Raw genomic sequence first — 25,110 nt, forward strand, 5'->3', positions numbered from 1 at the left:
TGGCGGCAGCCGTGGCAGCGTTTCTGGTGCTATGCGTCATGTCGAACGAGCGTGACTGGAGCGGCGTGACGCGAGCGCGTGCCATGCATGAAACGGCGAGTGCGAAGCGGGCCGACGTCGAGCAACGGATCGAGCGCCAGCCTCATGCGGCCGACGTCGAACCGGACGCGGCAGCCGGCCCGCGTCTCGCCAAGGTTCGCGAATCGAGCGATGGAGCCGGTTCGCCCGACTCGCAGGATCCGCTATGGCAGCTCGCGCTCGCCGCCCACGAGCAGGGCCTGCACATCCGGCATCTCGCGCCGGCCCCCGGTGGTGTGCAAGGTGCGGGAAACGAGGCCGAGCCGCGCTACGACATTGCCGGCGATGGCCGTATCGGCGCGATCGCGGGCTGGGTCCGCGCGTTGGCGGCGTTGCCGCTGAACGTTGCGCCGGTCCGGCTCGACATCGAACGGCAGGCGGCGGGCGCGACGTTTTCGGCGCGGTTGGCGGTGTCGCCGGGGGCGGCGGCGCGGGGCCAAGGCGCGCTGATGTTGCCCGATCCGTTCGACATCCTGACGGTCGGTTTGCCCGCCGATGCCGATTTCGGTGGCCGCGAAGCGGCGCCGTCGCCACGGCTGGCCGGGATCGTCGGGAACGCGCGGCACGCGTTGGCCGTATTCGATGCCGAGAGCGGGCCTTGGTGCGCCGCGCCCGGTGAGCGTATCGGAGGCGAACGCATCGCACGTATCGATGGCGGCGGGGTGTGGTTCGGCTCGGGCGACGGCCGCGAGCATCGCGTTGTGCTGGCCGGGGAAGGGCAATCATGAACGGCGCTCGTCGAGATATCGCGAGGCTGGCGATGGCGCTCGCCCTGATGTGCTACGGGGCGTTGCCCGCAGCGGCCAGGTTGCCGCCGCCGCTGCCGCTCGTCATGCCCATCGCGGCCCGGCTGGGCACGGGCATGGCGGGATCGGCCCCGGTTGCGGGCGGTGGCGGGCCGGGGTTCTTCGATGGCGATGCCGGCCGGATCGCCGGAACGAGCGCGCTGGCAGTCGGTAGTGGGACGCCGTTCCCACCCTCTGCCGATGCCTCGCAATCCGCTGCCGGCGGTGAGGAGGAGAAAACACCGGAAGCACCGGCCGCCATCTCGCCCCAGCCCGCGCTGGAAGGTCCCCCCACGCCGTTGCCGCCCCCCGTGCGCCTGTCCGGCCTGCCGTCGAAACCGGGCGCTGCTGCCGACGGCCGCCGGATCTCCCTCGATCTGCGGCAAGCCCCGCTCGCGGCGGCCTTCGATGCGTTCGCGCGCTTCACCGGCAAGAGCGTGGTTCTGAGCGGCCGGGTGCAGGGCAGCGTCACGCTGCGCATCCACGACGTGCGCTGGCGCGACGCGTTCGACGCGCTGCTCGACGCGAACGGCCTGGCGATGGCCACGCGTGGCGAGGTGATCTGGGTCGCGCCGGTCGCCGAGCTGGCCGCGCGCGAGCGGGAACGTTTCGAGGCCCATGCGCGTGCCGCCGACCTGGAGCCGCTGGCGAGCCGCACCTTCGTGCTGCGCTACCCGCGCGCCAACGACGTCGCGCGTTTGCTGGCGGGCGGCGCGGGGCAGCGTGTGCTGTCCCGACGCGGCTCGGTGCTGGCCGATCCGCGCACCAACCTGTTGTTCGTCACCGATCTCGCCGGCCGTCTCGCGCAGATCGCCGCGCTGGTCGCGCAGCTCGACCGGCCGGCCCGCCAGGTTCTGATCGAGGCGCGGATCGTGGAGGGCGAGCGCGGTTTCTCGCGTGAACTGGGCGCGCGGCTGGCCTTGCGCACACGCAACCTGGGCAAGGAGGGCAAAGGCGGCGCGGCAAGCGGCGACGGCACGGGCGGCCCGTCCGACGCGGCGGGTGGCGGCAATCCGCTTGCCACCGGCCTGGTCGGCGGCCCGGGCGGGCGTCTCGTCGATCTGTCCGCGCGTCCGCTGTCCGGTTTCGAGGCCGCCACGGCCGGCCTCACGCTGTTCGTCGCCGGCGCCACGCGCTTGCTCGATATCGAGTTGAGTGCACTCGAATCGGAAGGGCGGGGCCAGATCCTGTCGCGGCCGAGCGTGGTCACGGCCGATCGCGCGCCGGCGCTGGTCGAGCAGGGCACCGAGCTGCCGTATCAGGCCAAGGTCGGGCGTGGCGTGTCGGGCGTGCAGTTCCGCCGCGCCACGCTCAAGCTCGAAGTCGAGCCGCAGATCACGCCCGACGGGCAGGTGGTGCTCGACCTCGATATCGCCAAGGACAGCGTGGGCGAGGAAACCGACGCCGGGCCGGCGATTCACACCAAACACGTGCGCACGCGCGTCGAGGTCGAAAATGGGGGGACGGTCTCGATCGGTGGAATTTACGAGCGAAACGAGTGGGACGATGTGACTCGGGTGCCGGTCTTGGGCAAAATACCGGTTTTGGGGGCGTTGTTCCGCCACAAGGCGCGGCGCGAGAAGTCGAGCGAGCTGGTCGTCTACATCACGCCGCGCGTGGTCGGCGAGCCGGCCGGGGCAGGCGGGCCGGCCCGCACGGCGCCGCAGCCGCCGGCCGAGTGCCGGCCGGCCACGCTCGACAAGGCCGGCGCTTTGCCAGTAAGCTGCGCCACACACCAGCAAGATTGAAGCAGAGGAAGCCGTTGCAAGCGCGGGACCCACACGCAAGCGTATTTTTCGTCGGACTCATGGGGGCGGGTAAAACCACCGTGGGTCGTGCGGTCGCGCGCCGTCTCGACCGGCCGTTCTTCGATTCCGATCACGAAATCGAGGCCAGCACCGGCTCGCGCATCCCGGTCATCTTCGAACTCGAAGGCGAGGCAGGCTTTCGCGACCGCGAGGAAAAGATGATTGCCGAGTTGAGCCAGCGCAGTAATGTGGTGCTGGCTACCGGCGGCGGTGCCGTGATCCGCCCCGAAAATCGCAACGCCCTGAATTCACGCGGTATCGTCATCTATCTGCGCGCCAATCCGCACGATCTCTGGCTGCGTACCCGCAAGGACAAGAACCGCCCGCTGTTGCAGACGGAAGATCCCAAGGCCCGGCTCGAAGCGCTTTACGAAGTGCGCGATCCGCTCTATCGCGAATGCGCGCATTTCGTGATCGAAACCGGCCGTCCGTCCGTCAATGGTCTCGTCAACATGGTGCTGATGCAGCTCGAACTGGCCGGCATCGTCGCCAAGCCGCTACAAGCATGATTACCGTCAATGTCGACCTGGGCGATCGCGCCTACCCGATTCATATCGGCGATGGCCTGATCGGCCGCACCGAACTGTTCGCGCCGCATATCAAGGGCGCTTCCGTCACCATCGTCACCAACACCACGGTCGATCCGCTCTACGGCGATGCGCTGCGCGCCGCGCTCGCGCCGCTCGGCAAGCAGGTCGAGACGGTGGTGCTGCCCGATGGCGAAGCCTACAAGCACTGGGAAACGCTGAACCTGATCTTCGACGGGCTGCTCGGCTCGCGCGCCGACCGCAAGACCACGCTGATCGCGCTCGGCGGCGGCGTGGTGGGCGACATGACCGGTTTCGCGGCTGCCTGCTACATGCGCGGCGTGCCGTTCATCCAGGTGCCCACCACGCTGCTGTCGCAGGTCGATTCGTCGGTCGGCGGCAAGACCGGCATCAACCACCCGCTCGGCAAGAACATGATTGGCGCGTTCTACCAGCCGCAAGCGGTGATCGCCGATATCGGCGCGCTGCGCACGCTGCCCGAGCGCGAGTTGGCGGCCGGCATCGCCGAAGTCGTCAAGACCGGCGCGATCGCCGACCCCGCGTTCTTCGACTGGATCGAGGCCGACATCGAGGCGCTGAACCGCCGCGAGCCGGCCGCGCTGACCGAAGCCGTCAAGCGCTCGTGCGAGATCAAGGCCGGCGTGGTGGCGGCCGACGAGCGCGAGGGCGGGCTGCGCGCGATCCTCAATTTCGGCCACACGTTCGGCCATGCGATCGAGGCCGGCCTCGGCTACGGCGAATGGCTGCACGGCGAGGCGGTCGGTTGCGGCATGGTGATGGCGGCCGATCTGTCGGTGCGGCTCGGCCGTCTCGACGACGCGTCGCGCCAGCGCCTGAACCGCGTGATCGCCGCCGCGCACCTGCCGGTGCGTGCGCCCGATCTCGGCGCGGCCCGCTATGTCGAAATGATGCAGGTCGACAAGAAGGCCGAAGCCGGCGCGATCAAGTTCATCGTGCTCGAGCGGCTCGGCGCCGCCTCGATCACCTCGGCGCCCGACGACCTGGTCCAGGCCACGCTCGCCGCCGCAATCCGGTAACGTGGCGCCGGATCGTCCGGCGCCCCAGCAGTGGAGGAGACAGTGAGCGAAACACCCCGCGAGTTGCCACACCCCACCGACGCGTCGCAGGCGCGGCCCGGCCGAACCGGCGGGCCTGTCGCCGCGCCGACCGTCGCCGCGCTCGAAGCGCACCTCGCGCCCTACGCGGCCCATTCGATCGGCACGCGAGGCCGCCGGCACCATGAAACGCCGCCCGCCGCGCGCACCGAATTCCAGCGCGACCGCGACCGCATCGTCCATTCGACGGCATTCCGCCGCCTCGAATACAAAACCCAGGTCTTCGTGAATCATGAAGGCGACCTGTTCCGCACCCGCCTCACGCACAGCCTCGAAGTTGCGCAGATCGCGCGCTCGGTGGCGCGCAACCTGCGCCTGAACGAGGATCTGGTCGAGGCGATCTCGCTGGCCCACGATCTCGGCCATACGCCGTTCGGCCATGCCGGGCAGGATGCGCTGAACGCATGCATGCGCGAGCACGGCGGCTTCGAGCACAACCTGCAGAGCCTCGCGGTGGTCGACGAGCTGGAAGAGCACTACGGCGCGTTCGATGGCCTGAACCTCTGCTTCGAGACGCGCGAGGGCATCCTCAAGCACTGCTCGCGCGAGAATGCGCGCAAGCTCGGCGAACTCGGCGAGCGCTTCCTCGAAGGCGGCCGGCCGTCGCTGGAAGCGCAGATCGCCAACATCGCCGACGAGATCGCCTACAACAACCACGATGTGGACGACGGCCTGCGCTCCGGCCTGATCACGATCCCGCAACTGGCCGGCATCGCGCTCTGGCGCCGCCATTACGACGCGGCGCTCGGCGATTTCCCGTCGCTCGAAGGCCGCCGGCTGGTGCACGAAACGGTGCGCCGCATCATCAATACGCTGGTCGTCGATTTGATCGACGCCACCACGCGCAACCTCGCCGAATACGCGCCGGCCTCGCTCGACGACGTGCGGCGCTGCCCGCAACTGGTGGCGCACAGCCCGGTGATCGCCGAGGAGGCCGCCGAGCTCAAGCGCTTCCTGTTCCACAACCTCTATCGCCACTACAAGGTGATGCGCATGGCGAACAAGGCGCAGCGCGTCGTGACGGGGCTGTACGACGCCTTCACCGGCGACCCGCGCCTGCTGCCGCCCGCCTATCAGAGCGCCGAGCCGGCGGCCCAGCCGCGGCTCGTCGCGCACTACATCGCCGGCATGACGGACCGCTTCGCGCTGAAGGAATATCAACGCCTGTTTGTCATGGACGAGAACTAGACTGCGCTGCCGCCCGCCACGGGCAAACACAAGCGGCCGGCCATGGGAGCCAGGCCGCACAACATGGAGATGCGTCGATGAGAGTCAACACCCTGGTTCGTTCGCTGGCTGCGGGCGGCATGATCTGGTTCGGCATGCAGGGCAGCGCGTTCGCCGCGACCGAAATCCAGTTCTGGCACGCGATGGAAGCCGCGCTGGGCGACAAGGTCAATGCGATCGCCGAGCAGTTCAACGCATCGCAGAGCGACTACAAGATCGTGCCGGTGTTCAAGGGCACCTACGACCAGGCGCTGGCCGCCGGCATCTCGGCCTATCGCAGCGGCAACGCGCCGGCGATTCTCCAGGTGTACGAAGTCGGCACGGCCACCATGATCCAGGCGAAGAAGGCGGTGTTGCCAGTGTCCGACGTGTTCCGCCAGGCCGGCGTGCCGCTCGACGAAAAGTCCTTCGTGCCGACCGTGGCCAGCTACTACAGCGACGCGAAAACGGGCCACCTCGTCTCGATGCCGTTCAACAGCTCGACGCCGGTGCTGTACTACAACAAGGATCTGTTCAAGAAGGCCGGGCTCGATCCGAACCAGCCGCCGAAAACCTGGGCCGAGGTGAAGACCGACGCCGAGAAGCTGCGCAAGGCCGGCTCGACCTGCGGCTACACCACCGGCTGGCAGGGCTGGATTCAGCTCGAGAACTACAGCGCGTGGCACGGCCTGCCGTTCGCGACGCGCAACAACGGCTTCGACGGCACCGACGCCGTGCTCGAATTCAACAAGCCGCAGCAGGTCGCCCACATCGCGTTCCTGCAGGACATGGCCAAGGAAGGCACGTTCAGCTACGCCGGCCGCAAGGACGAAGCCACCGCCAAGTTCTACAGCGGCGACTGCGCGATCATGACGACCTCGTCGGGCGCGCTGGCCACCATCCGCAAGTACGCGAAGTTCGATTTCGGCACCGGCATGATGCCGTACGACGCCGGCGTGAAGGGCGCGCCGCAGAACGCGATCATCGGCGGCGCGAGCCTGTGGGTGCTGAACGGCAAGGATGCGAACACCTACAAGGGCGTCGCCAAGTTCCTGGCTTATCTGAGCTCCGCACCGGTGGCCGCGAAGTGGCACCAGGACACCGGTTACCTGCCCGTCACCACGGCCGCCTACGACCTGACGCGCGAGCAGGGCTTCTACGCGAAGAACCCGGGTGCCGACACGGCCACCAAGCAGATGCTGAACAAGCCGCCGCTGCCGTTCACGAAGGGGCTGCGCCTGGGCAACATGCCGCAGATCCGCACCGTCGTCGACGAGGAGCTGGAACAGGTCTGGGCGCAGAAGAAGACGCCGCAAGCCGCGCTCGACGAAGCCGTGGCGCGCGGCAACGAACTGCTGCGCCGTTTCGAGAAGCAAGGCTCCTGAGCGCGGTTCCGCCGCGCCGTTGCGCCGCCGTGGCAGCAACACGGCGGCGCGGCGAAGCGGCTTCTTTGTCGACGGAATTCCACCGATGTCATCCCGTTCCCGATTCGGCACGAGCGTGTTGCCGTATCTGCTGGTCGCGCCGCAACTGGCGATCACCGCGATCTTCTTTCTTTGGCCGGCCGGCGTTGCGCTCTGGCAGTCGACCCAATCGCAGGACGCGTTCGGCACCACCAGCGAGTTCGTCGGCCTGGCCAACTTCGCGCACCTGTTCGGCGATCCGCTGTACCTCGACTCGTTCAAGACCACGCTGCTGTTCAGCGCGCTTGTGACGGTCGGCGGGCTGGTCGTGTCGCTGCTGCTGGCCGCCTGCGCCGATCGCGTGATGCGCGGCTCGCGCGTCTACCGCACGCTGCTGATCTGGCCGTACGCGGTCGCGCCGACCATCGCCGCGGTGTTGTGGGCGTTCCTGTTCAACCCGAGCATCGGCATCGTCACCTATGCGCTGGCGAAGCTCGGCATCGTCTGGAATCACGCGCTGTATCCGGGCCAGGCGATGACGCTGGTCGTGATCGCCTCGATCTGGAAGCAGGTCAGCTACAACTTCCTGTTCTTCTACGCCGGCCTGCAGGCGATCCCGCGCTCGCTGATCGAGGCGGCCGCGATCGACGGCGCCGGCCCGGTGCGGCGCTTCTTCAACATCGCGCTGCCGCTGCTGTCGCCAACCAGCTTCTTCCTGCTGGTCGTGAACCTGGTGTACGCGTTCTTCGACACCTTCCCGGTGATCGACGCGGCCACCGCGGGCGGCCCCGGCCAGAGCACCAAGACGCTGATCTACAAGATCTACACCGAGGGCTTCCAGGGGCTCGACATCGGCAGCTCCGGCGCGCAGTCGGTGGTGCTGATGACGATCGTGGTGGCGCTCACCGTGGTGCAGTTCCGTTTCGTCGAACGCAGGGTGCAATACGTATGATCGAGAATCGCAAGGGCTTCGACCGGTTCTGCCACGCGGTGCTGATCGCCGGCGTGGTGATGCTGCTGTTTCCGGTGTACGTGGGCTTCTGCGCCGCCACCATGAGCGCGCAGGAAGTGTTCACGGTGCCGCTGTCGCTGATCCCCAGCACCCACCTGTTCGAGAACATCGCCACCATCTGGCATCGCGGCAGCGGCGCGACCGTCACGCCGTTCGGCGTCCTGCTGATCAACAGCCTCGTGATGGCGCTGGTGATCGCGTTCGGCAAGATCGCCGTGTCGATCCTGTCGGCCTACGCGATCGTGTATTTCCGCTTTCCGTTCCGCAACACGGCGTTCTGGCTGATCTTCGTCACGTTGATGCTGCCGGTCGAGGTGCGGATCTTCCCGACCGTGCAGGTGGTGTCCAGCCTCGGCATGACCAACAGCTACGCGGGCCTGACTTTGCCGCTGATCGCCTCGGCCACCGCCACCTTCCTGTTCCGGCAGTTCTTCATGACGCTGCCCGACGAGCTGATGGACGCCGCGCGCATCGATGGCGCCGGGCCGTTGCGCTTCTTCTGGGACGTGGTGCTGCCGCTCTCGCGCACCAGCATCGCGGCGCTGTTCGTGATCACCTTCATCTACGGCTGGAACCAGTATTTGTGGCCGATCCTGATCACCACCGACGGCGCGCTGTCGACCGCCGTGGTCGGCATCAAGACCATGATCGCCAGCGGCGACGCGGCCACCGAGTGGCATCTCGTGATGGCCGCGACGTTGCTGACCATGCTGCCGCCGCTGGTGGTGGTGCTGGCCATGCAGCGCTGGTTCGTGCGCGGCCTGGTGGATACCGAAAAATAAGCATCTGTCTGGAGAGTGTCGAAGCATGGCTGCACTGAGCTTGAACGGCGTCCGCAAGAGTTACGACGGCAAACACACCGTCCTGCATGGCATCGACGCCGAAATCGCCGACGGCGAATTCATCGTGCTGGTTGGGCCGTCCGGCTGCGGGAAGTCGACGCTGCTGCGGATGATCGCCGGGCTGGAGAGCGTGACGGAAGGCGAGATCGCGATCGGCGGCACGGTGGTCAACGCGCTGGAGCCGAAGGATCGCGATATCGCGATGGTGTTCCAGAACTACGCGCTGTACCCGCACATGACGGTCGCGCAGAACATGGGCTACGGCCTGAAGATCCGCGGCCTTCCCCGCACGGAAATCGACGCGCGGGTGGCGGCCGCCGCGAAGATTCTCGAACTCGAGGCGCTGCTCGCGCGGCGGCCGCGCGAGCTGTCGGGCGGGCAGCGTCAGCGCGTGGCGATGGGGCGTGCGATCGTGCGCGAGCCGGCGGTGTTCCTGTTCGACGAGCCGCTGTCGAACCTCGACGCCAAGCTGCGTGTGCAGATGCGGCTGGAGATCCAGCGCCTGCATGCACGGCTCGGCACCACGAGCGTGTACGTCACGCACGACCAGATCGAGGCGATGACGCTGGCGCAGCGCGTGATCGTCATGAACCGCGGGCGGGCCGAGCAGATCGGCGCGCCCGTCGACGTCTACGAAAAGCCGGCCACCACCTTCGTGGCCGGCTTCATCGGCTCGCCGGCCATGAACCTGCTGCGCGGGCGGCTCTCGGCCGACGGCACGCTGTTCGAGGTGGCGGGCGGCGGGCCGCGCCTGCCGGTGGCCGGCGCGCCCGGAATCGGCCGCGAGGTGGCGCCGGGCCGCGAGTGGGTGCTCGGCATGCGGCCCGAACACATGACGCCGCAGCCCGGCATGCCGGCCGCCACCTTGCCGGTGGATTCGTGCGAGCTGCTCGGCGCCGACAATCTCGCGCACGGCCGCTGGGGCGACTACGACGTGGCGGTGCGGCTGCCCTACGCCGAGCGCCCGCCGACCGGCTCGGCGCTGCAGGTGTCGCTGCCCGCGCACCGGCTGCATTTCTTCGATCCGGACACGGGCCATCGCGCCAACTGATCTCCGACTCCACCCCGCAGTCGAACGAGGACACCGTCATGCCCGAGCACGATCCGCAATCCTGGCCGTATGCGCCTGTCGCGCGCATCGTCGCGCATCGCGGCGGCGGCAAGCTGGCGCCCGAAAACACGCTGGCCGGCCTCGAGGAAGGTGCGCGGCGCGGGCACCGGATGGTGGAGTTCGATGCAAAGTTGTCGGCCGACGGCATCAGTTTCCTGCTGCACGACGATACGGTCGCGCGCACCTCGAACGGCGAGGGTGCGGCGGCCGGCATGGATTACGCCGCGCTGGCCGCGCTCGATGCGGGAAGCTGGTTCGACGCGCGCTTCGCCGGCGAACGGATGCCGACGCTGGAGCAAGCCGCCGCGCGCTGCCTCGCGCTCGGCCTGGCGGCCAACGTGGAGATCAAGCCGTGCCCGGGGCGCGAGGCCGAAACCGGCGAGCGGGTGGCGCGCGACACGGCGCGCTATTGGCGCGGCGCGGCGGTGCCGCCGCTGCTGTCGTCGTTTTCGGTGGACGCGCTGGCGGCCGCGCAGCGCGCGGTGCCGGCGCTGCCGCGCGGGTTGCTGCTCGACACGCTGCCGGACGACTGGCAGGCGCTCACCGCCCGGCTCGGCTGCGTCGCGCTGCATGCGAACCATCGCGAGTTCGACGCGGCGCGCGTGGCCGCGATCCGCGCGGCCGGGCTGCGCACGCTGGCCTATACGGTCAACGATCCGGCGCGGGCGCGCGAACTGATCGGATGGGGTGTGGATCTGATCTGTACCGATCGTATCGATTTGATCGGCCCCGATTTCGCGACAGCGCAAGTCTGACACGCGCGATTGACCTCGCGTTCGGCGGTTGTCGCCTTCGAGGATCACCTCGAAAGAGAATGTTTTTCGGGCCGGAACCCAATCAAGCGGAAAATAAAAATATCGAATTCCCGCGGTTGGCGATGAAAATGCTCCGTACGATGCGGGATGTAAAGCAAGTTCACATCCCGCTTTCGTTACGTCAGGAAAAAATCGCTACAAATTGCTGCGAGATTAACCATTCCCCAAATATTCGACTACGCTTAGAAGCACGTCGTTCAGAAGCGGTAGCCGACGTTCACGTAGCTCACGATCGGATTCAGCTTGATGTGGGCTTGAGAGGTCTGGGTGAGCGTGCCGACCTGGCTGGCGCGTTGGGTGGTCAGGGTGGCGGTCAGGCTGACCGGGATGTACGAGATCGACAGGCCGGCGAACCAGTGCTTGTTGAAGTTGTAGTTGAAGCCGGCGTTGAACACGGGCGCCCACTGGTTGCTGGTCGTGGCGCTGGTCGGCCCGCCCAGGGCGCCGTTCTCGAAGGCGCTGTTGGTGATCTTCGCACCGGTGAAGTAGATGTAGGTCGCGCCGACGCCCACGTACGGACGGAATTTCGCCTCGGCGCTGTTGAAGTAGTACTTGAGCAGCAGGGCCGGGCTCCACTGGTAGGCACGGCCGATCGTGCCGAACCGCGACAACGATCCTTCGCCTTCAATATTGAACTTTGGCGGCACCCCGTAGACGAATTCGGTAGCGATGTGGTCGGTCACGAAATAGCCGGCGGTGAAGCCGAACGTGTCGGCGTCTGAAATGCCGGCGCCGGTATTCGGTACCGATTGATTCACAGGGGTTCCACCCACGCTCATGATTTTCAGTGGGTCGCTCGAATCCTGAGGGGCGAGATGAAACCAGCCCGTGGTGACATAGAAGCTTCCAGCCGATTGCGCTTGCGCGGGGGAGCCCGCAGTCATGAGTGCAAGTGCAACGGTCCCCGTAATGGCCAATTGTTGTTTCATCGGTTTGTCTCCTCCTTGATAAAAGGCGTGCTCATTATGACCACGGCGTTTCAAACGGAACAGGCTTGTAAGCTAGAGCAATCTCCCTAGGATTCGCACGAACGTACGAATCCTCCCTGCCGCGCGGGGCTCTGCGCGGATGCAGTCTTTCGGGCCTTCGGGTATTTCCTAACGCGATCAAACGGACATTCAGCATGGCACGGCTAGCACGACTCTACGTTCCCGATCAGCCGCAGCACGTCATCCTGCGCGGCCTGGATCAGCAACCTGCGTTCGTCGACGATCAGGATTACGAGCTTTTCATCGATTGTCTGAAGGCGGCGGCGCGCGATCATCAACTGGCAGTGCATGCCTATGTGCTGCTGCCGCGACAAGTTCAGCTGCTCGTCACGCCCAGCGACGAGGCAAGCCTGCCGAAGGCGATGCAGGCGGTCGGCCGACGCTATGTTGCGCATTTCAACCGCCGCTATTCGCGACGCGGCACGTTGTGGGAAGGCCGCTATCGCGCCACCGTGATCGAGGGCGAACGCTACTTCCTGCTGGCGAGCCGGGTGGTGGAATTGAGCCCGGTGCGTGCGCAGCTCGCGCAGGCCCCCGAGGCCTACCGCTGGGCGAGCTACCGCCACCATATCGGCCTGACCGTCGACAGTCTGATCACCGATCACCCGTTGTACTGGGCGCTCGGCAACACGCCGTTCGAACGGCAGCGTGCCTACAAGGAGCTGTGCGAACAGCCGCTCGACGAGCGCCAGACCGACCAGCTTCAGCAGGCCACGCTCAAGGGCTGGGTGCTCGGCAGCGAAACGTATCGTGAGTGGGCGGCCCGCACCGCGAACCGTCGCGTCTCGCCGCTGCCCCGCGGACGGCCGCGTAAGGTACGTGAAAACAATGGTCCGCACAACCCATCCGCCCATCAGTAACAACGGCAGCGGGGGGACCACGGCGGCATCTTCGGGTGCCGCCCTTTTTTTGCACCAAATCGATACGTCCCCAATAAAAAGGCACCAATCCGAAACATCCAAATAATTGGTGTCAGACCAAACGGTTTTTGTTGCTATTCCGTTGATTCGTCGCGTATATTCCGATTTCCGGCATGCCGGGCGAAAGTGCGCCCGGCGCCAGCCCGCCACGCCGCCGCCGAAGCGGCGGGCGACAAGTACATGTTTCAACGGCCGCAAGGCCCCTACTCAGACGGTGTCCCCATGAACGACCACCAAGAGCCGCAGGGCGCGGTTCCCGCCGCGCAAGGTCTTTACGATCCGCAGAACGAGCACGACGCTTGCGGCGTCGGCTTCGTTGCGCACATCAAGGGCAAGAAAAGCCACGAGATCGTCGAGCAGGGCCTGAAGATTCTCGAAAACCTCGATCACCGCGGCGCGGTGGGCGCCGATCCGCTGATGGGCGACGGCGCGGGCATCTTGATCCAGATCCCGGACGCGTTCTATCGCGAGGACATGGCCAAGCAGGGCGTGACGCTGCCGCCGGAAGGGGAATATGGGGTCGGCATGGTGTTCCTGCCGAAGGAAAGCGCCTCGCGCATCGCCTGCGAACAGGAGCTGGAGCGCACCGTCAAGGCCGAAGGCCAGGTGGTGCTCGGCTGGCGCGACGTGCCGGTCGATTCGACCATGCCGATTTCGCCCACGGTCAAGGCGTCCGAGCCGCTGATCCGCCAGATCTTCATCGGCCGCGGCAAGGACGTGATCGTCACCGACGCGCTCGAACGCAAGCTGTACGTGATCCGCAAGACGGCGAGCCACCGCATCCAGGCGCTCAAGCTGCAGCACGGCAAGGAATACTTCGTGCCGTCGATGTCGGCGCGCACCATCGTCTACAAGGGCCTGCTGCTGGCCGGGCAAGTGGGCGTGTACTACCGCGACCTGCAGGACGCGCGTGTGGTGTCGGCGCTGGCGCTGGTCCACCAGCGTTTCTCGACCAACACGTTCCCGGCCTGGGAGCTGGCCCACCCGTACCGGATGATTGCCCACAACGGCGAAATCAACACGGTGAAGGGCAACGTCAACTGGCTGAACGCCCGCACCGGCGCGATCGCCTCGCACGTGCTCGGCGACGACCTGCCGAAGCTCTGGCCGCTGATCTACCCGGGCCAGTCGGACACCGCATCGTTCGACAACTGCCTCGAACTGCTCGTGATGGCCGGCTATCCGCTCGTCCACGCGATGATGATGATGATTCCGGAAGCGTGGGAACAGCACACGCTGATGGACGACAACCGCCGCGCGTTCTACGAATACCACGCCGCCATGATGGAGCCGTGGGACGGCCCCGCCGCGATCGCCTTCACGGACGGCCGCCAGATCGGCGCGACGCTCGACCGTAACGGCCTGCGTCCGGCGCGCTACATCGTCACCGACGACGACCTCGTGATCATGGCCTCGGAAGCCGGCACGCTGCTGATCCCCGAATCGAAGATCGTCAAGAAGTGGCGCCTGCAGCCGGGCAAGATGTTCCTGATCGACATGGAACACGGCCGCATCATCGACGACAAGGAACTGAAGGACAACCTCGCGAACGCGAAGCCGTACAAGAGCTGGATCGATGCGGTGCGCATCAAGCTCGACGAGATCGACGCGAAGGACGAGGAAGTCGCCGCGGAACGCCGTTCGGCGTCGACGCTGCTCGACCGTCAGCAGGCGTTCGGCTACACCCAGGAAGACCTCAAGTTCCTGATGGCGCCGATGGCCGTCGGCGGCGAGGAAGGCATCGGCTCGATGGGCAACGATTCGCCGCTCGCGGTGATGTCGAACAAGAACAAGACGCTCTACAACTACTTCAAGCAGTTGTTCGCGCAGGTCACCAACCCGCCGATCGATCCGATCCGCGAAAACATGGTGATGTCGCTCGTGTCGTTCATCGGCCCGAAGCCGAACCTGCTCGACACGCAGAACGTCAACCCGCCGATGCGGCTCGAAGTGTCCCAGCCGGTGCTGGACTTCAAGGACATCGCGAAGATCCGCTCGATCGATCAGTACACGGGCGGCAAGTTCAGCGCGTACGAACTGAGCATCTGCTACCCGGCCGCCTGGGGCAAGGAAGGCATCGAGGCGCGCCTGGCCTCGCTTTGCGCCGAAGCCGTCGATGCGGTCAAGTCGGGCTACAACATCCTGATCGTGTCGGATCGCAAGACCGATGCGGATACGGTCGCGATCCCGGCGCTGCTGGCCACCTCGGCGATCCACTCGCACCTGGTCGACCAGGGCCTGCGCACCAGCACGGGCCTCGTCGTCGAAACCGGCTCGGCGCGTGAAACGCACCACTTCGCGCTGCTCGCGGGCTACGGCGCGGAAGCCGTGCACCCGTACCTCGCGATGGAAACGCTCGCCAAGATGGCCGAAGGCCTGCCGGGCGACCTGTCGGCCGAGAAGGCGATCTACAACTTCACGAAGGCGGTCGGCAAGGGCCTGTACAAGGTCATGTCGAAGATGGGCATCTCGACGTACATGTCGTACACGGGCGCGCAGATCTTCGAAGCGGTGGGCCTCGCGAGCAGCCTCGTCAACAAGTACTTCAAGGGCACGGCCTCGAAGGTCGGCGGCATCGGCCTGTTCGAAGTGGCCGAGGAAGCGCTGCGCCTGCACCTCGACGCGTTCGGCGACAACCCGATCCTGCGCGACATGCTCGACGCCGGCGGCGAGTACGCGTTCCGGATTCGCGGCGAAGACCACATGTGGACGCCCGATTCGATCGCCAAGCTGCAACACGCGACGCGCAGCAACTCGTACCAGACGTACAAGGAATACGCGCACCTGATCAACGACCAGACCCGCCGTCACATGACGTTCCGCGGCCTGTTCGAGTTCAAGGTCGATCCGTCCAAGGCGATCCCGATCGACGACGTCGAATCGGCCAAGGAGATCGTCAAGCGCTTCGCCACCGGCGCGATGTCGCTCGGCTCGATCAGCACCGAGGCGCACGCCACGCTGGCCGTCGCGATGAACCGCATCGGCGGCAAGTCGAACACCGGCGAAGGCGGCGAGGACGTGAACCGCTACCGCAACGAACTGCGCGGCATCCCGATCAAGAACGGCGATTCGCTGCGCTCGGTGATCGGCGAGGAAGTCGTGCGCGACACCCCGCTGAAGGATGGCGATTCGCTGCGCTCGAAGATCAAGCAGGTCGCGTCGGGCCGCTTCGGCGTCAATGCCGAATACCTGTCGTCGGCCGACCAGATCCAGATCAAGATGGCGCAGGGCGCGAAGCCGGGCGAAGGCGGCCAGTTGCCGGGCCACAAGATCTCGGAATACATCGGCAAGCTGCGTTACGCGGTGCCGGGCGTGGGCCTGATCTCGCCGCCGCCGCACCACGACATCTACTCGATCGAGGATCTGGCACAACTGATCCACGACCTGAAGAACGTCAACCCGGTCGCGAGCATCTCGGTGAAGCTCGTGTCGGAAGTGGGCGTGGGCACGGTCGCGGCCGGTGTGGCCAAGGCCAAGGCCGATCACGTCGTGATCGCCGGCCATGACGGCGGCACGGGCGCCTCGCCGCTGTCGTCGCTGAAGCACGCCGGCACGCCGTGGGAACTGGGCCTCGCCGAAACGCAGCAAACGCTCGTGCTGAACGGCCTGCGCGGCCGCATCCGGGTGCAGGCCGACGGCCAGATGAAGACCGGCCGCGACGTCGCGATCGGCGCGATGCTCGGCGCGGACGAATTCGGCTTCGCGACGGCGCCGCTCGTCGTGCAGGGCTGCATCATGATGCGCAAGTGCCATCTGAACACCTGCCCGGTCGGCGTGGCGACGCAGGACCCGGTGCTGCGTGCGAAGTTCTCGGGCCAGCCCGAACACGTCGTCAACTACTTCTTCTTCGTGGCCGAGGAAGTGCGCGAAATCATGGCGCAACTCGGCATCGCGAAGTTCGACGACCTGATCGGCCGTGCCGAGCTGCTCGACACGCGCAAGGGCGTCGAGCACTGGAAGGCGAAGGGCCTCGACTTCACGCGCGTGTTCTACCAGCCGCAAGTCGAGAACGCCTCGACGCGTCACCTCGACGTGCAGGATCACGGCCTGGAGCGCGCGCTCGACCACACGCTGATCGAGAAGGCGAAGGGCGCGATCGAGAACGGCGAGCACGTGTCGTTCATCCAGCCGGTGCGCAACGTCAACCGTACGGTCGGCGCGATGCTGTCGGGCGTGATCGCCAAGAAGTACGGCCGTGACGGCCTCGACGACGACGCGATCCACATCCAGTTGAAGGGCACCGCGGGCCAGAGCTTCGGCGCGTTCCTCGCGAAGGGCGTCACGCTCGATCTGGTCGGCGACGGCAACGACTACGTCGGCAAGGGCCTGTCGGGTGGCCGCATCATCATCCGTCCGACCAACGATTTCCGCGGCAAGTCGGAAGAGAACATCATCTGCGGCAACACGGTGATGTACGGCGCGCTGGAAGGCGAGGCGTTCTTCCGCGGCGTGGCTGGCGAGCGCTTCTGCGTGCGCAACTCGGGCGCCACGGCGGTCGTCGAGGGCACGGGCGACCACGGCTGCGAATACATGACGGGCGGCGTGGTGGTGGTGCTCGGCGAAACCGGCCGCAACTTCGCGGCCGGCATGTCGGGCGGCCTGGCCTATGTCTACGATCCGGACGGCATGTTCGCGGCCAAGTGCAACAAGGCGATGGTCGCGCTCGATCCGGTGCTGCAACAGGCCGAACAGGAACGCACCGTCGACCGTGGCCTCTGGCACACCGGTCAGACCGACGAAGCGCTGCTGAAGGGGCTGATCGAGCGTCACTTCCAGTTCACCGGCTCGCCGCGTGCGAAGTCGCTGCTGGAAAACTGGGATGCGGCGCGCCGCCAGTTCGTGAAGGTGTTCCCGCACGAATACAAGCGCGCACTCGGCGAAATGGCCGCGGCGAAGGCCGCCAAGCAAGCCGCCGTCGCAGCCTGACGCAACCGATCGATACCAACTAGCGAACGCGCCCGCCGCCAGCGGCGGGCGCGGGTCCCCTCCCGAACCACCCAGATTCAGACGAGAACCTTATGGGCAAGGCAACCGGTTTTCTCGAGTTCGAACGCCGCCACGAGGCGTACGAGGCTCCGCTCACCCGCGTAAAGCATTACAAGGAATTCGTCGCGGCGCTGTCCGACGAAGACGCGAAGATCCAGGGCGCACGCTGCATGGATTGCGGCATTCCGTTCTGCAACAACGGCTGTCCGGTCAACAACATCATTCCGGACTTCAACGATCTCGTGTATCGCCAGGATTGGCAGCACGCGATCGAGGTCCTGCACTCGACCAACAATTTCCCCGAGTTCACGGGCCGCATCTGCCCGGCGCCGTGCGAAGCGGCCTGCACGCTCGGCATCAACAACGATCCGGTCGGCATCAAGTCGATCGAGCACGCGATCATCGACAAGGCCTGGGCCGAAGGCTGGGTCAAGCCGCTGCCGGCCGCGCACAAGACGGGCAAGAAGGTGGCCGTGGTCGGTTCCGGCCCCGCCGGCCTGGCCACCGCGCAGCAACTGGCGCGCGCCGGCCACGATGTCACCGTGTTCGAGAAGAACGACCGCGTGGGCGGCCTGCTGCGCTACGGCATCCCCGATTTCAAGCTGGAAAAGTGGCTGATCGACCGCCGCATGCGCCAGATGGAAGCCGAAGGCGTGACGTTCCGCACCGGCGTGTTCATCGGCAAGGACCCGCTGCCCGAATCGATCGGCAGCCTGGCCAAGGAAACCATCTCGCCCGATACGCTGCAGGACGAGTTCGACGCGATCGTGATCGCGGGCGGCTCCGAAACGCCGCGTGACCTGCCGGTGCCGGGCCGCGACCTCGCGGGCGTGCACTACGCGATGGATTTCCTGCCGCTGCAGAACCGCGTCAACGCCGGCGACAGCCTGCCCGACCAGCTGGTCGCCAAGGGCAAGCACGTGATCGTGATCGGCGGCGGCGATACCGGCTCGGATTGCGTCGGCACCTCGAACCGTCACGGCGCGGAATCGGTCATGCAGTTCGAACTGCTGCCGCAGCCGCCCGAGCAGGAAAACAAGCCGATGGTGTGGCCATACTGGCCGATCAAGCTGCGCACCTCGTCGTCGCACGACGAAGGCTGCGAGCGCGATTGGGCGGTCGCCACCAAGCGCCTCGAAGGCTCGAACGGCAAGGTCGAGAAGCTGATCGCCGCGCGCGTCGAATGGAAGGACGGCAAGATGACCGAAGTGCCGGGCTCCGAGTTCGAGCTGAAGGCCGATCTCGTGCTGCTGGCGATGGGCTTCACGCAACCGGCCGCGCCGGTGCTCGACGCGTTCGGCGTCGCCAAGGATGCGCGCGGCAACGCGCGTGCGGCCACCGAAGGCGAGCGCGCCTACTCGACCTCGGTCGACAAGGTGTTCGCGGCCGGCGACATGCGCCGTGGCCAGTCGCTCGTGGTGTGGGCGATTCGCGAAGGCCGCCAGTGCGCGCGTGCGGTCGACGCGTTCCTGATGGGCCATTCGGAACTGCCGCGCTGATCGAGCGGCAAGCGCGGCGCGCGATGCCGGATTCGCGCCGCGCGCCATGAAAAAAGAGCACGCCTTGGCGTGCTCTTTTGCTTTGCGGAGCCGGGATTACGCGGCGTCGCGCTGCACGTCGAACGTGCGATCGTGGAACGCCGTCAGCGATTCGCGGTGCGCGATGCTGACGATCGCCGCGCCGGGCAGCCGCGCGGCCAGCAGGCCGTAGAGCAGCGCTTCGTTGTCGGCGTCGAGCGCGCTGGTCGCTTCATCGAGGAACAGATAGTCGGGCTTGTGCAGCAGCGCGCGCGCGCCGGCCAGGCGCTGCTGTTCGCCCGGCGAGAGCACCTGGGTCCAGTGGTTCGACTCGTCGAGCCGCGTCGCGTAATCGTCCAGGCCGAAATCGCGCAGCACGGCGCGGCATTCGTCGTCGCCGAACCGCTCGGCCGCCGACGGGTAGGCCAGCGCCGCCTTCAGCGTGCCGATCGGCAGGTAGCTGCGCTGCGGCACGAACATCATCTTCGCGCCCACCGGCGCGTCGATCGCGCCGTCGCCGAACGGCCAGAGGCCGGCCATCGCGCGCAGCAGCGTGCTCTTGCCCGCGCCCGATGCGCCGCGCACCAGCCAGCGCGAACCGGGCTCGATCGTCAGGTCGCCGATCGTTGACAGCGGCCGGCCGTCGGGCAGCGCGAGGCGCAGGCCCGAGGTGCTCAGCGCTTCGGTATCCGCCAGATGCAGGTTGATGCCGCCGTGCTCGGTGGCCGGCGACATCGTTTCCTTCAGGTGCGAGGCGCGCGTGATGCGCTTGAATTCGCACAGACGATTGACGGTCGCGCGCCATTCCACCAGCGTCGAGTAGCTGTTGATGAACCACGAGAACGAATCGCTGACGGTGCCGAACGCACTGCTGATCTGCATCAGCACGCCGAACGAATAGGCGCCCGCGAAGTAGCGCGGCGAGGCCACCGCGATCGGGAAGATGATCGCGAGCTGGCCGTAGAAGCTCAACACGAAGTTCATGCGCCGCGTGTAGGCCATCAGGCGCCACCAGTTGTCGCGAATCCGCTCGAACAGGCCGAGCGCGTTCTGCTTTTCGCGCGAGGTGCCGTCGAAGAACGCGATCTGCTCGGCGTTTTCGCGGATCCGGATCAGGCCGAAACGGAAATCGGCCTCGACGCGCTGCTGCTGGTAGTTGATCGACACGAGCGGATGGCCCGCCTTGTGCGTCAGGTAGGAGCCGATCATCGCGTACAGCGCGGCGGCCCACACCATGTAGCCCGGGATCGTGATCTGCGAGCCGCCGAACGGAATCGACAGCGCGCCGGCGATCGACCAGAGAATCACCACGAACGAGCACAGCGTGACGACCGTGGAGATCAGGTCGAGCGTCAGCGCGAGCGTGGAGGTGGACAGCGAGTTCAGATCGTCGGTGATCCGCTGGTCCGGGTTGTCGGTCAGGCGGTCGCGCTCGATGCGGTAGAACGCGCGATCGTTGAACCAGTCGTCGAGCGCCCGGTTGGTGATCCACTGCCGCCACCGGAAGCCGAGCATCTGCCGCAGGTAGGTGCGGTAAATGGCCAGGATGATGAACGCGAACGCGTAGCCGGAGAACACCAGCAGCAGGTGCGGCACCTGCGCGGCGTCCTTCTGCTGCAGCGCGTTGTAGAACCCCGCGTTCCAGCTGTTGAGCCGGACGTTGATCCAGACGATCACGAGGTTCATCGCGATGATCGAGACGAGCAGGCCCCATGCGGTCTTCCATTCCGAAGACACCCAATAGGGCTTGATGAGGCTCCACGCGGAGATGCGGGCGTCGCCTGGCGGCGCGTCGTTCGCGGGGCGGGCGACGGGGGACGAGGGAGTCATGGGCTTCCTGCGGTGGGCGGCGCGATGCCGGGGTGGGTCGGAACGAGGCGCGCGGCGGCGCGCCTCAAATCGTGCCATATGACGGCGGCTCGCCGCGGATTGTGCGGCGCATCGCTTAAACGGTTCTTAACTGCGGCGGGCGCGGTGTCGCAAGCGCTTTGTCAGCAAGGCCGGCCGGGCATTGGCGGCTATTGTGCCAGCACCGCGCCGCCGCGCGCACCGGCGCTTCGGCCGCAGGCCGAGGTTTGCGGCCGTTTCGGCTTCTGTGGTCTAATGACCGCCTGACGAAACAGGGGTGCTTTGCTGCCAGCTTGGTCCGGTAACGGATCGTACGGCGTGCGGCGGCAAGGCTGAGAGAGACCCTTCGCACCCGATCCGGGTAATACCGGCGCGGGAAGTTTCCGATTCCACCGGGTCGCGCCCGCCGCCATCGTTTGGGATGTGCCGGCATGTGTCGTCCGGTCGGCTCCGGCCGCTGGTTTCGTCCGTTCGATTGCGCCCTCGCGCGTTACGGAAGGAAGCCCATGTCTGTTCTGCCTGTCCTGTTGTGTCCCCCCGGTTTCGATGCTGCGTGCCGCCCGTTGTGGTCGGCCGCCGATGCGCGCGCGTTGGCCGCGTGCGTTGCGGCTGCGTTTTGCGCGCGTGCCGAGGTGGTGCGATGAGCGGCGCATCCGCCGCACGCGCCGACGTCGCCGTGCTCGGCGGCGGCCTGGTCGGCCGGCTGATCGCGTGGCGGCTCGCCGGCACAGGGCTGCGCGTGTCGCTGTACGAACGCGGCGACGCGGCCGGCTCGGGGGCTGCCGCGTGGGTGGCGGCCGCGATGCTCGCGCCGCTGGCCGAGGCCGCGAGCGCCGAACTGTTGATCACCGAACTGGGCGCGGCCTCGCTCGAACGCTGGCCCGGCTGGCTCGCCGAGTTGCCCGAGCCGGTGTTTTTCCAGCGCAACGGCACGCTGGTGGTGTGGCATCAGGCCGACCGCGCCGAGGCGCCGCTGTTCGAACGGCGCGTGCGCGCCAATGCGCCGGCCGCGCTCGTCGAGGGCGGCTTCGTCGCGCTGGCGGGCGCGCAGGTGGACGCGGCCGAGCCGGCGCTGGCCGGCCGTTTCGGGCGCGGCTGGCTGCTGCCGGGCGAAGGCCAGCTCGACAACCGCCAGACGCTCGCCGCACTGGCCGCGGGCCTGGCCGAGCGCGGCGTCGACACCCACTGGCACACCGCCGTCGATGCCGCGCCCGAACCGCGCGCGCACCTGACGATCGATTGCCGCGGCCTCGGCGCGAAACCGGTGCTGCCGGCGCTGCGCGGGATTCGCGGCGAAGTCGCGCGCGTGCATGCGCCCGGCATCGGCCTGACACGGCCGGTGCGGCTGCTGCATCCGCGCTATCCGCTCTACATCGCGCCGAAGCAGAACGATCTGTACGTGATCGGCGCGACCGAGGTGGAAGGCGAGGACATGTCGCCTGTGAGCGTGCGCTCGGCGCTCGAATTGCTCAGTGCCGCGTTTTCCGTGCATCCGGCGTTCGGCGAGGCGCGCATCCTCGAACTCGGCTCGCAATGCCGGCCGACGCTGCCCGATCACCGCCCGGCGATCGTCCGTTGCGGTGAGGCGACGCTGGCCGTCAACGGCCTCTACCGGCACGGCTTCATGATCGCGCCCGAGGTGGCGCAAGCCGCCATCGAGTGGGTGCAGGCGTGGTTCGGCGGCGCGCCGGGCCTGCATCGCGCCGATGCCGATGCCTTCGCCGCCTGGCGTGCCGCCGCGCGCTGGCCGGACCTGTTCCAGACCGACGCGGCGCATGCGTAAGGCGCCGCCCCCGACCTACCGAATCCCGCCATGGACATCCAGATCAATCAACAGACGCTGACGCTCCCCGACGGCGCGACCGTCGCCGACGCGCTCGCCGCCTACGAGGCCCGCCCGCCGTTCGCGGTGGCCGTCAACGGTGCGTTCGTCGCGCGCACGCGCCACGCCCAGCACGCGCTGGCGGCCGGCGACCGGCTCGACGTCGTGCATCCCGTCGCGGGCGGCTGAGCCGCGCGCCATTACAGGACTTCCTCATGACGCTCCTTGCTCCCCCCGATTCGCTGACGCTGTACGGCACCACGTTCCAGAGCCGCGTGCTGCTCGGCACCTCCCGCTATCCGTCGCTGCAATCGCTGTCCGATTCGATCGCCGCCTCGAAGCCCGGCATGGTCACGGTCGCGCTGCGCCGGCAGATGACCGCCGGCACCGCCGAGGCCGGCTTCTTCGATCTGCTCAAGCGTCACGACGTGCCGCTGCTGCCGAACACGGCCGGCTGCCAGACGGTGGCCGAGGCGGTCAACACCGCGCAGATGGCGCGCGAGGTGTTCGAGACCGACTGGATCAAGCTCGAACTGATCGGCGACGACTACACGCTGCAGCCGGACCCGGTCGGCCTGATCGAGGCGGCGGCGTTGCTCGTCAAGGACGGTTTCAAGGTGCTGCCGTATTGCACCGAGGATCTCGTGATCGGCCGCCGGCTGCTCGACGCGGGCTGCGAGGCGCTGATGCCGTGGGGGGCGCCGATCGGCACCGGCAAGGGCGTGATCAACCCGTACGGGCTGCGCGTGCTGCGCGAGCGGCTGCCGGACGTGCCGCTGATCGTCGATGCCGGGCTCGGCGTGCCCTCGCATGCGTGCCAGGTGATGGAGTGGGGTTTCGACGGCGTGCTGCTGAACACGGCCGTGTCGCAGGCGACGCATCCCGAGATCATGGCGCGCGCGTTCGCGCAGGGCGTCGAGGCGGGGCGTGCCGCGTATCTGGCCGGCCCGATGGATGCGCGCGAAACCGCGCATGCGAGCACGCCGGTGGTCGGCATGCCGTTCTGGCACCACGACGGAGGCGCGCAATGACGGCCACGCCAGCTTCACGCTTTGCTGCGCTGTTCTGGCCGCCGGCCGACGAACTCGCCGCAGCCGCCGAGCGGATTCGCGCGCGGCTCGGCGAGTGGCCGGCGCGCAGCGAGCCGGCGCGAATCTGTGTCGCGGCGCCCGAACACTCGCAGGCGGGCGACCTGCTCGTGACGACAGCGCGCGATGCCGAAGCCGAGGCCGCGCGCGCGGCCGCGCTGATCGCGGGGGGCGGTGCGGTGATCGAGATCGACGAGCGGCACGCCACGCTCAGGACCGCGCAGGCGCGCTACGCGCTGACTGCCGCCGCGCCGCTGGCCGACGACTGGATCGCCGCGCTGGCCGCGTTCGTCGATTGCGGCTTCGCGCCGCACGACGCGCTGGTGCTGGCGCTCGCCTGGCGCGACGGGGACGAGAACGGCCCGGCGGGCGAGGGCGCTTCGTGGCCGGTCGATCCGGCCCGTTTTCCGTCGATCGCCGGCGCGCCGGCCGCGCCCGAACCGGCGTTCGCGCCGTGTCCGGCCCGGCTCGGGCTGTATCCAGTGGTGCCGTCGGCCGAATGGGTCGAGCGCGTGCTCGATTACGGCGCGCGCACCGTGCAATTGCGCGTGAAGGGCGCCACGCCCGATCAGCTGGCCGCGGAAATCGCGCGCGCCGTGGCGGCCGGCCGCCGTTACCCGGATGCCCGCGTGTTCATCAACGACCACTGGCGGCTGGCGATCGAGGCGGGTGCGTACGGCGTGCATCTCGGCCAGGAAGACTTGGAGACGGCCGATCTCGGCGCGATCGCCGCGGCCGGGCTGCGGCTCGGGCTGTCGAGTCACGGCTATTACGAGATGCTGGTGGCGCTGCGCATGCGGCCCAGCTATCTGGCGCTCGGCCCGGTGTATGCCACCGCGACCAAGGCCGTCGCCGCGCCGCCGCAAGGCCTCGCGCGGATCGCGCGCTATGCGCGCTTCGCCGGCCGGCGCGCGCCGCTGGTGGCGATCGGCGGCGTCAGCGCCGAGCGGCTGCCGGGCGTGATCGCCACCGGCGTGGGCAGCGTCGCGGTGGTCAGCGCGATCACCGCGGCCGACGATCCGCGCGCGGCCGTGGCGGCGCTCGACGCCTGCTTCCCGCGCTGATCGGCAACGGGGCGCGATCGTCGGTGGGCGGCGCGCCTTTTCTTCTGATGATTGCCGTGATTGCCGCAACGCAGCGTTGCGGGCCGGTACTGCCGGGCGCCCCGGAATCCGCGCCCGGCAAGGCTTTCGGCCGCCCGTCCAGCCGTGCTGGGC

General features: G+C 67.6%; 19 protein-coding genes and 1 riboswitch. Of the genes, 17 read left to right on the plus strand and 2 right to left on the minus strand.

Annotated features, from left to right (window positions below; genetic code table 11):
• Positions 1–38 precede the first annotated feature (38 nt).
• The 10 genes from AB4850_RS33835 (at position 39) to ugpQ (ending at position 10,663) form a co-directional block, all read left to right on the plus strand.
• Entirely contained in the window at positions 39–806 is a 768-nt protein-coding gene (locus AB4850_RS33835) for a hypothetical protein (RefSeq protein ID WP_414443710.1), read from the plus strand.
• Positions 803–2,611, plus strand: a complete 1,809-nt coding sequence (locus AB4850_RS33840) for a type IV pilus secretin PilQ (protein WP_414443711.1) — start codon at positions 803–805, stop codon at positions 2,609–2,611. The genes AB4850_RS33835 and AB4850_RS33840 overlap by 4 nt, the downstream gene beginning before the upstream one ends.
• A gap of 14 nt (positions 2,612–2,625) precedes the next feature.
• Complete coding sequence (locus AB4850_RS33845) at positions 2,626–3,180, plus strand: shikimate kinase (protein WP_414445686.1); 555 nt, start codon at positions 2,626–2,628, stop codon at positions 3,178–3,180.
• The gene (aroB, locus tag AB4850_RS33850) at positions 3,177–4,256 is read left to right on the plus strand and encodes a 3-dehydroquinate synthase (RefSeq protein WP_414443712.1); all 1,080 of its coding nucleotides are present in this window, start codon (positions 3,177–3,179) and stop codon (positions 4,254–4,256) included. The genes AB4850_RS33845 and aroB overlap by 4 nt, the downstream gene beginning before the upstream one ends.
• 42 nt (positions 4,257–4,298) lie before the next feature.
• Positions 4,299–5,522: a deoxyguanosinetriphosphate triphosphohydrolase gene (locus AB4850_RS33855; protein WP_414443713.1), complete on the plus strand. Its 1,224-nt coding sequence runs from the start codon at positions 4,299–4,301 to the stop codon at positions 5,520–5,522.
• Between the two features lie 77 nt (positions 5,523–5,599).
• Positions 5,600–6,925, plus strand: coding sequence for a sn-glycerol-3-phosphate ABC transporter substrate-binding protein UgpB (ugpB, locus tag AB4850_RS33860; protein WP_414443714.1), 1,326 nt, complete (start codon positions 5,600–5,602; stop codon positions 6,923–6,925).
• Between the two features lie 85 nt (positions 6,926–7,010).
• Positions 7,011–7,895 (plus strand): sn-glycerol-3-phosphate ABC transporter permease UgpA, encoded by an 885-nt coding sequence (gene ugpA / locus AB4850_RS33865; protein ID WP_414443715.1) that lies wholly within the window; start codon positions 7,011–7,013, stop codon positions 7,893–7,895.
• Positions 7,892–8,737, plus strand: coding sequence for a sn-glycerol-3-phosphate ABC transporter permease UgpE (gene ugpE / locus AB4850_RS33870; protein WP_414443716.1), 846 nt, complete (start codon positions 7,892–7,894; stop codon positions 8,735–8,737). The genes ugpA and ugpE overlap by 4 nt, the downstream gene beginning before the upstream one ends.
• 25 nt (positions 8,738–8,762) lie before the next feature.
• Positions 8,763–9,848, plus strand: a complete 1,086-nt coding sequence (locus AB4850_RS33875) for a sn-glycerol-3-phosphate import ATP-binding protein UgpC (RefSeq protein WP_414443717.1) — start codon at positions 8,763–8,765, stop codon at positions 9,846–9,848.
• A 38-nt stretch (positions 9,849–9,886) separates the two neighbouring features.
• Positions 9,887–10,663 carry a glycerophosphodiester phosphodiesterase gene (gene ugpQ, locus AB4850_RS33880; RefSeq protein ID WP_414443718.1) on the plus strand — a complete coding sequence of 259 codons (777 nt, stop codon included), beginning with the start codon at positions 9,887–9,889 and terminating at the stop codon, positions 10,661–10,663.
• 257 nt (positions 10,664–10,920) lie between these two features.
• Here ugpQ and AB4850_RS33885 read toward each other — a convergent pair whose 3' ends face one another.
• Positions 10,921–11,652: an OmpW/AlkL family protein gene (locus tag AB4850_RS33885; RefSeq protein ID WP_414443719.1), complete on the minus strand. Its 732-nt coding sequence runs from the start codon at positions 11,650–11,652 to the stop codon at positions 10,921–10,923.
• A 194-nt stretch (positions 11,653–11,846) separates the two neighbouring features.
• On the opposite strand from AB4850_RS33885, the gene AB4850_RS33890 reads away from it, so the two are divergent.
• The 3 genes from AB4850_RS33890 to AB4850_RS33900 all read left to right on the plus strand — a co-directional run bounded on the left by AB4850_RS33890 (position 11,847) and on the right by AB4850_RS33900 (position 19,117).
• Positions 11,847–12,572, plus strand: a complete 726-nt coding sequence (locus AB4850_RS33890; RefSeq protein ID WP_414443720.1) for a transposase — start codon at positions 11,847–11,849, stop codon at positions 12,570–12,572.
• Positions 12,573–12,854: 282 nt separating this feature from the next.
• Entirely contained in the window at positions 12,855–17,558 is a 4,704-nt protein-coding gene (locus AB4850_RS33895) for a glutamate synthase-related protein (RefSeq protein ID WP_414443721.1), read from the plus strand.
• A 92-nt stretch (positions 17,559–17,650) separates the two neighbouring features.
• Positions 17,651–19,117 (plus strand): glutamate synthase subunit beta, encoded by a 1,467-nt coding sequence (locus AB4850_RS33900; RefSeq protein ID WP_414443722.1) that lies wholly within the window; start codon positions 17,651–17,653, stop codon positions 19,115–19,117.
• Between the two features lie 96 nt (positions 19,118–19,213).
• Here the strand turns inward: AB4850_RS33900 and AB4850_RS33905 are convergent, their stop codons facing one another.
• Positions 19,214–20,965 (minus strand): ABC transporter ATP-binding protein/permease, encoded by a 1,752-nt coding sequence (locus tag AB4850_RS33905; protein WP_414443723.1) that lies wholly within the window; start codon positions 20,963–20,965, stop codon positions 19,214–19,216.
• Between the two features lie 281 nt (positions 20,966–21,246).
• A riboswitch (TPP riboswitch) is annotated at positions 21,247–21,379 on the plus strand.
• Between the two features lie 244 nt (positions 21,380–21,623).
• On the opposite strand from AB4850_RS33905, the gene AB4850_RS33910 reads away from it, so the two are divergent.
• Genes AB4850_RS33910 through thiE form a run of 4 tightly spaced genes read left to right on the plus strand, consistent with a single transcriptional unit; the run spans position 21,624 to position 24,957 of the window.
• A complete protein-coding gene (locus AB4850_RS33910) occupies positions 21,624–22,766 on the plus strand; it encodes an FAD-dependent oxidoreductase (protein WP_414443724.1) in 1,143 nt (380 codons plus the stop codon).
• A 30-nt stretch (positions 22,767–22,796) separates the two neighbouring features.
• Positions 22,797–22,994: a sulfur carrier protein ThiS gene (gene thiS, locus AB4850_RS33915; protein ID WP_206131798.1), complete on the plus strand. Its 198-nt coding sequence runs from the start codon at positions 22,797–22,799 to the stop codon at positions 22,992–22,994.
• Positions 22,995–23,020: 26 nt separating this feature from the next.
• Positions 23,021–23,836 (plus strand): thiazole synthase, encoded by an 816-nt coding sequence (locus tag AB4850_RS33920; protein WP_414443725.1) that lies wholly within the window; start codon positions 23,021–23,023, stop codon positions 23,834–23,836.
• A complete protein-coding gene (gene thiE / locus AB4850_RS33925; protein WP_414443726.1) occupies positions 23,833–24,957 on the plus strand; it encodes a thiamine phosphate synthase in 1,125 nt (374 codons plus the stop codon). The genes AB4850_RS33920 and thiE overlap by 4 nt, the downstream gene beginning before the upstream one ends.
• Positions 24,958–25,110 lie beyond the last annotated feature (153 nt).

The organism is Burkholderia sp. 22PA0106 (assembly GCF_047497155.1).
Taxonomy (GTDB): Bacteria; Pseudomonadota; Gammaproteobacteria; order Burkholderiales; family Burkholderiaceae; genus Burkholderia.

Coding starts and splice junctions, on each gene's coding strand:
- AB4850_RS33835 (WP_414443710.1), top strand. CDS start 39: ATGTCGAACGAGCGTGACTGGAGCGGCGTGACGCGAGCGCGTGCCATG.
- ugpQ (WP_414443718.1), top strand. CDS start 9,887: ATGCCCGAGCACGATCCGCAATCCTGGCCGTATGCGCCTGTCGCGCGC.
- AB4850_RS33910 (WP_414443724.1), top strand. CDS start 21,624: ATGAGCGGCGCATCCGCCGCACGCGCCGACGTCGCCGTGCTCGGCGGC.
- aroB (WP_414443712.1), top strand. CDS start 3,177: ATGATTACCGTCAATGTCGACCTGGGCGATCGCGCCTACCCGATTCAT.
- thiE (WP_414443726.1), top strand. CDS start 23,833: ATGACGGCCACGCCAGCTTCACGCTTTGCTGCGCTGTTCTGGCCGCCG.
- AB4850_RS33920 (WP_414443725.1), top strand. CDS start 23,021: ATGACGCTCCTTGCTCCCCCCGATTCGCTGACGCTGTACGGCACCACG.
- AB4850_RS33885 (WP_414443719.1), bottom strand. CDS start 11,652: ATGAAACAACAATTGGCCATTACGGGGACCGTTGCACTTGCACTCATG.
- AB4850_RS33840 (WP_414443711.1), top strand. CDS start 803: ATGAACGGCGCTCGTCGAGATATCGCGAGGCTGGCGATGGCGCTCGCC.
- AB4850_RS33900 (WP_414443722.1), top strand. CDS start 17,651: ATGGGCAAGGCAACCGGTTTTCTCGAGTTCGAACGCCGCCACGAGGCG.
- ugpE (WP_414443716.1), top strand. CDS start 7,892: ATGATCGAGAATCGCAAGGGCTTCGACCGGTTCTGCCACGCGGTGCTG.
- AB4850_RS33875 (WP_414443717.1), top strand. CDS start 8,763: ATGGCTGCACTGAGCTTGAACGGCGTCCGCAAGAGTTACGACGGCAAA.
- thiS (WP_206131798.1), top strand. CDS start 22,797: ATGGACATCCAGATCAATCAACAGACGCTGACGCTCCCCGACGGCGCG.
- ugpB (WP_414443714.1), top strand. CDS start 5,600: ATGAGAGTCAACACCCTGGTTCGTTCGCTGGCTGCGGGCGGCATGATC.
- AB4850_RS33895 (WP_414443721.1), top strand. CDS start 12,855: ATGAACGACCACCAAGAGCCGCAGGGCGCGGTTCCCGCCGCGCAAGGT.
- AB4850_RS33905 (WP_414443723.1), bottom strand. CDS start 20,965: ATGACTCCCTCGTCCCCCGTCGCCCGCCCCGCGAACGACGCGCCGCCA.
- ugpA (WP_414443715.1), top strand. CDS start 7,011: ATGTCATCCCGTTCCCGATTCGGCACGAGCGTGTTGCCGTATCTGCTG.
- AB4850_RS33890 (WP_414443720.1), top strand. CDS start 11,847: ATGGCACGGCTAGCACGACTCTACGTTCCCGATCAGCCGCAGCACGTC.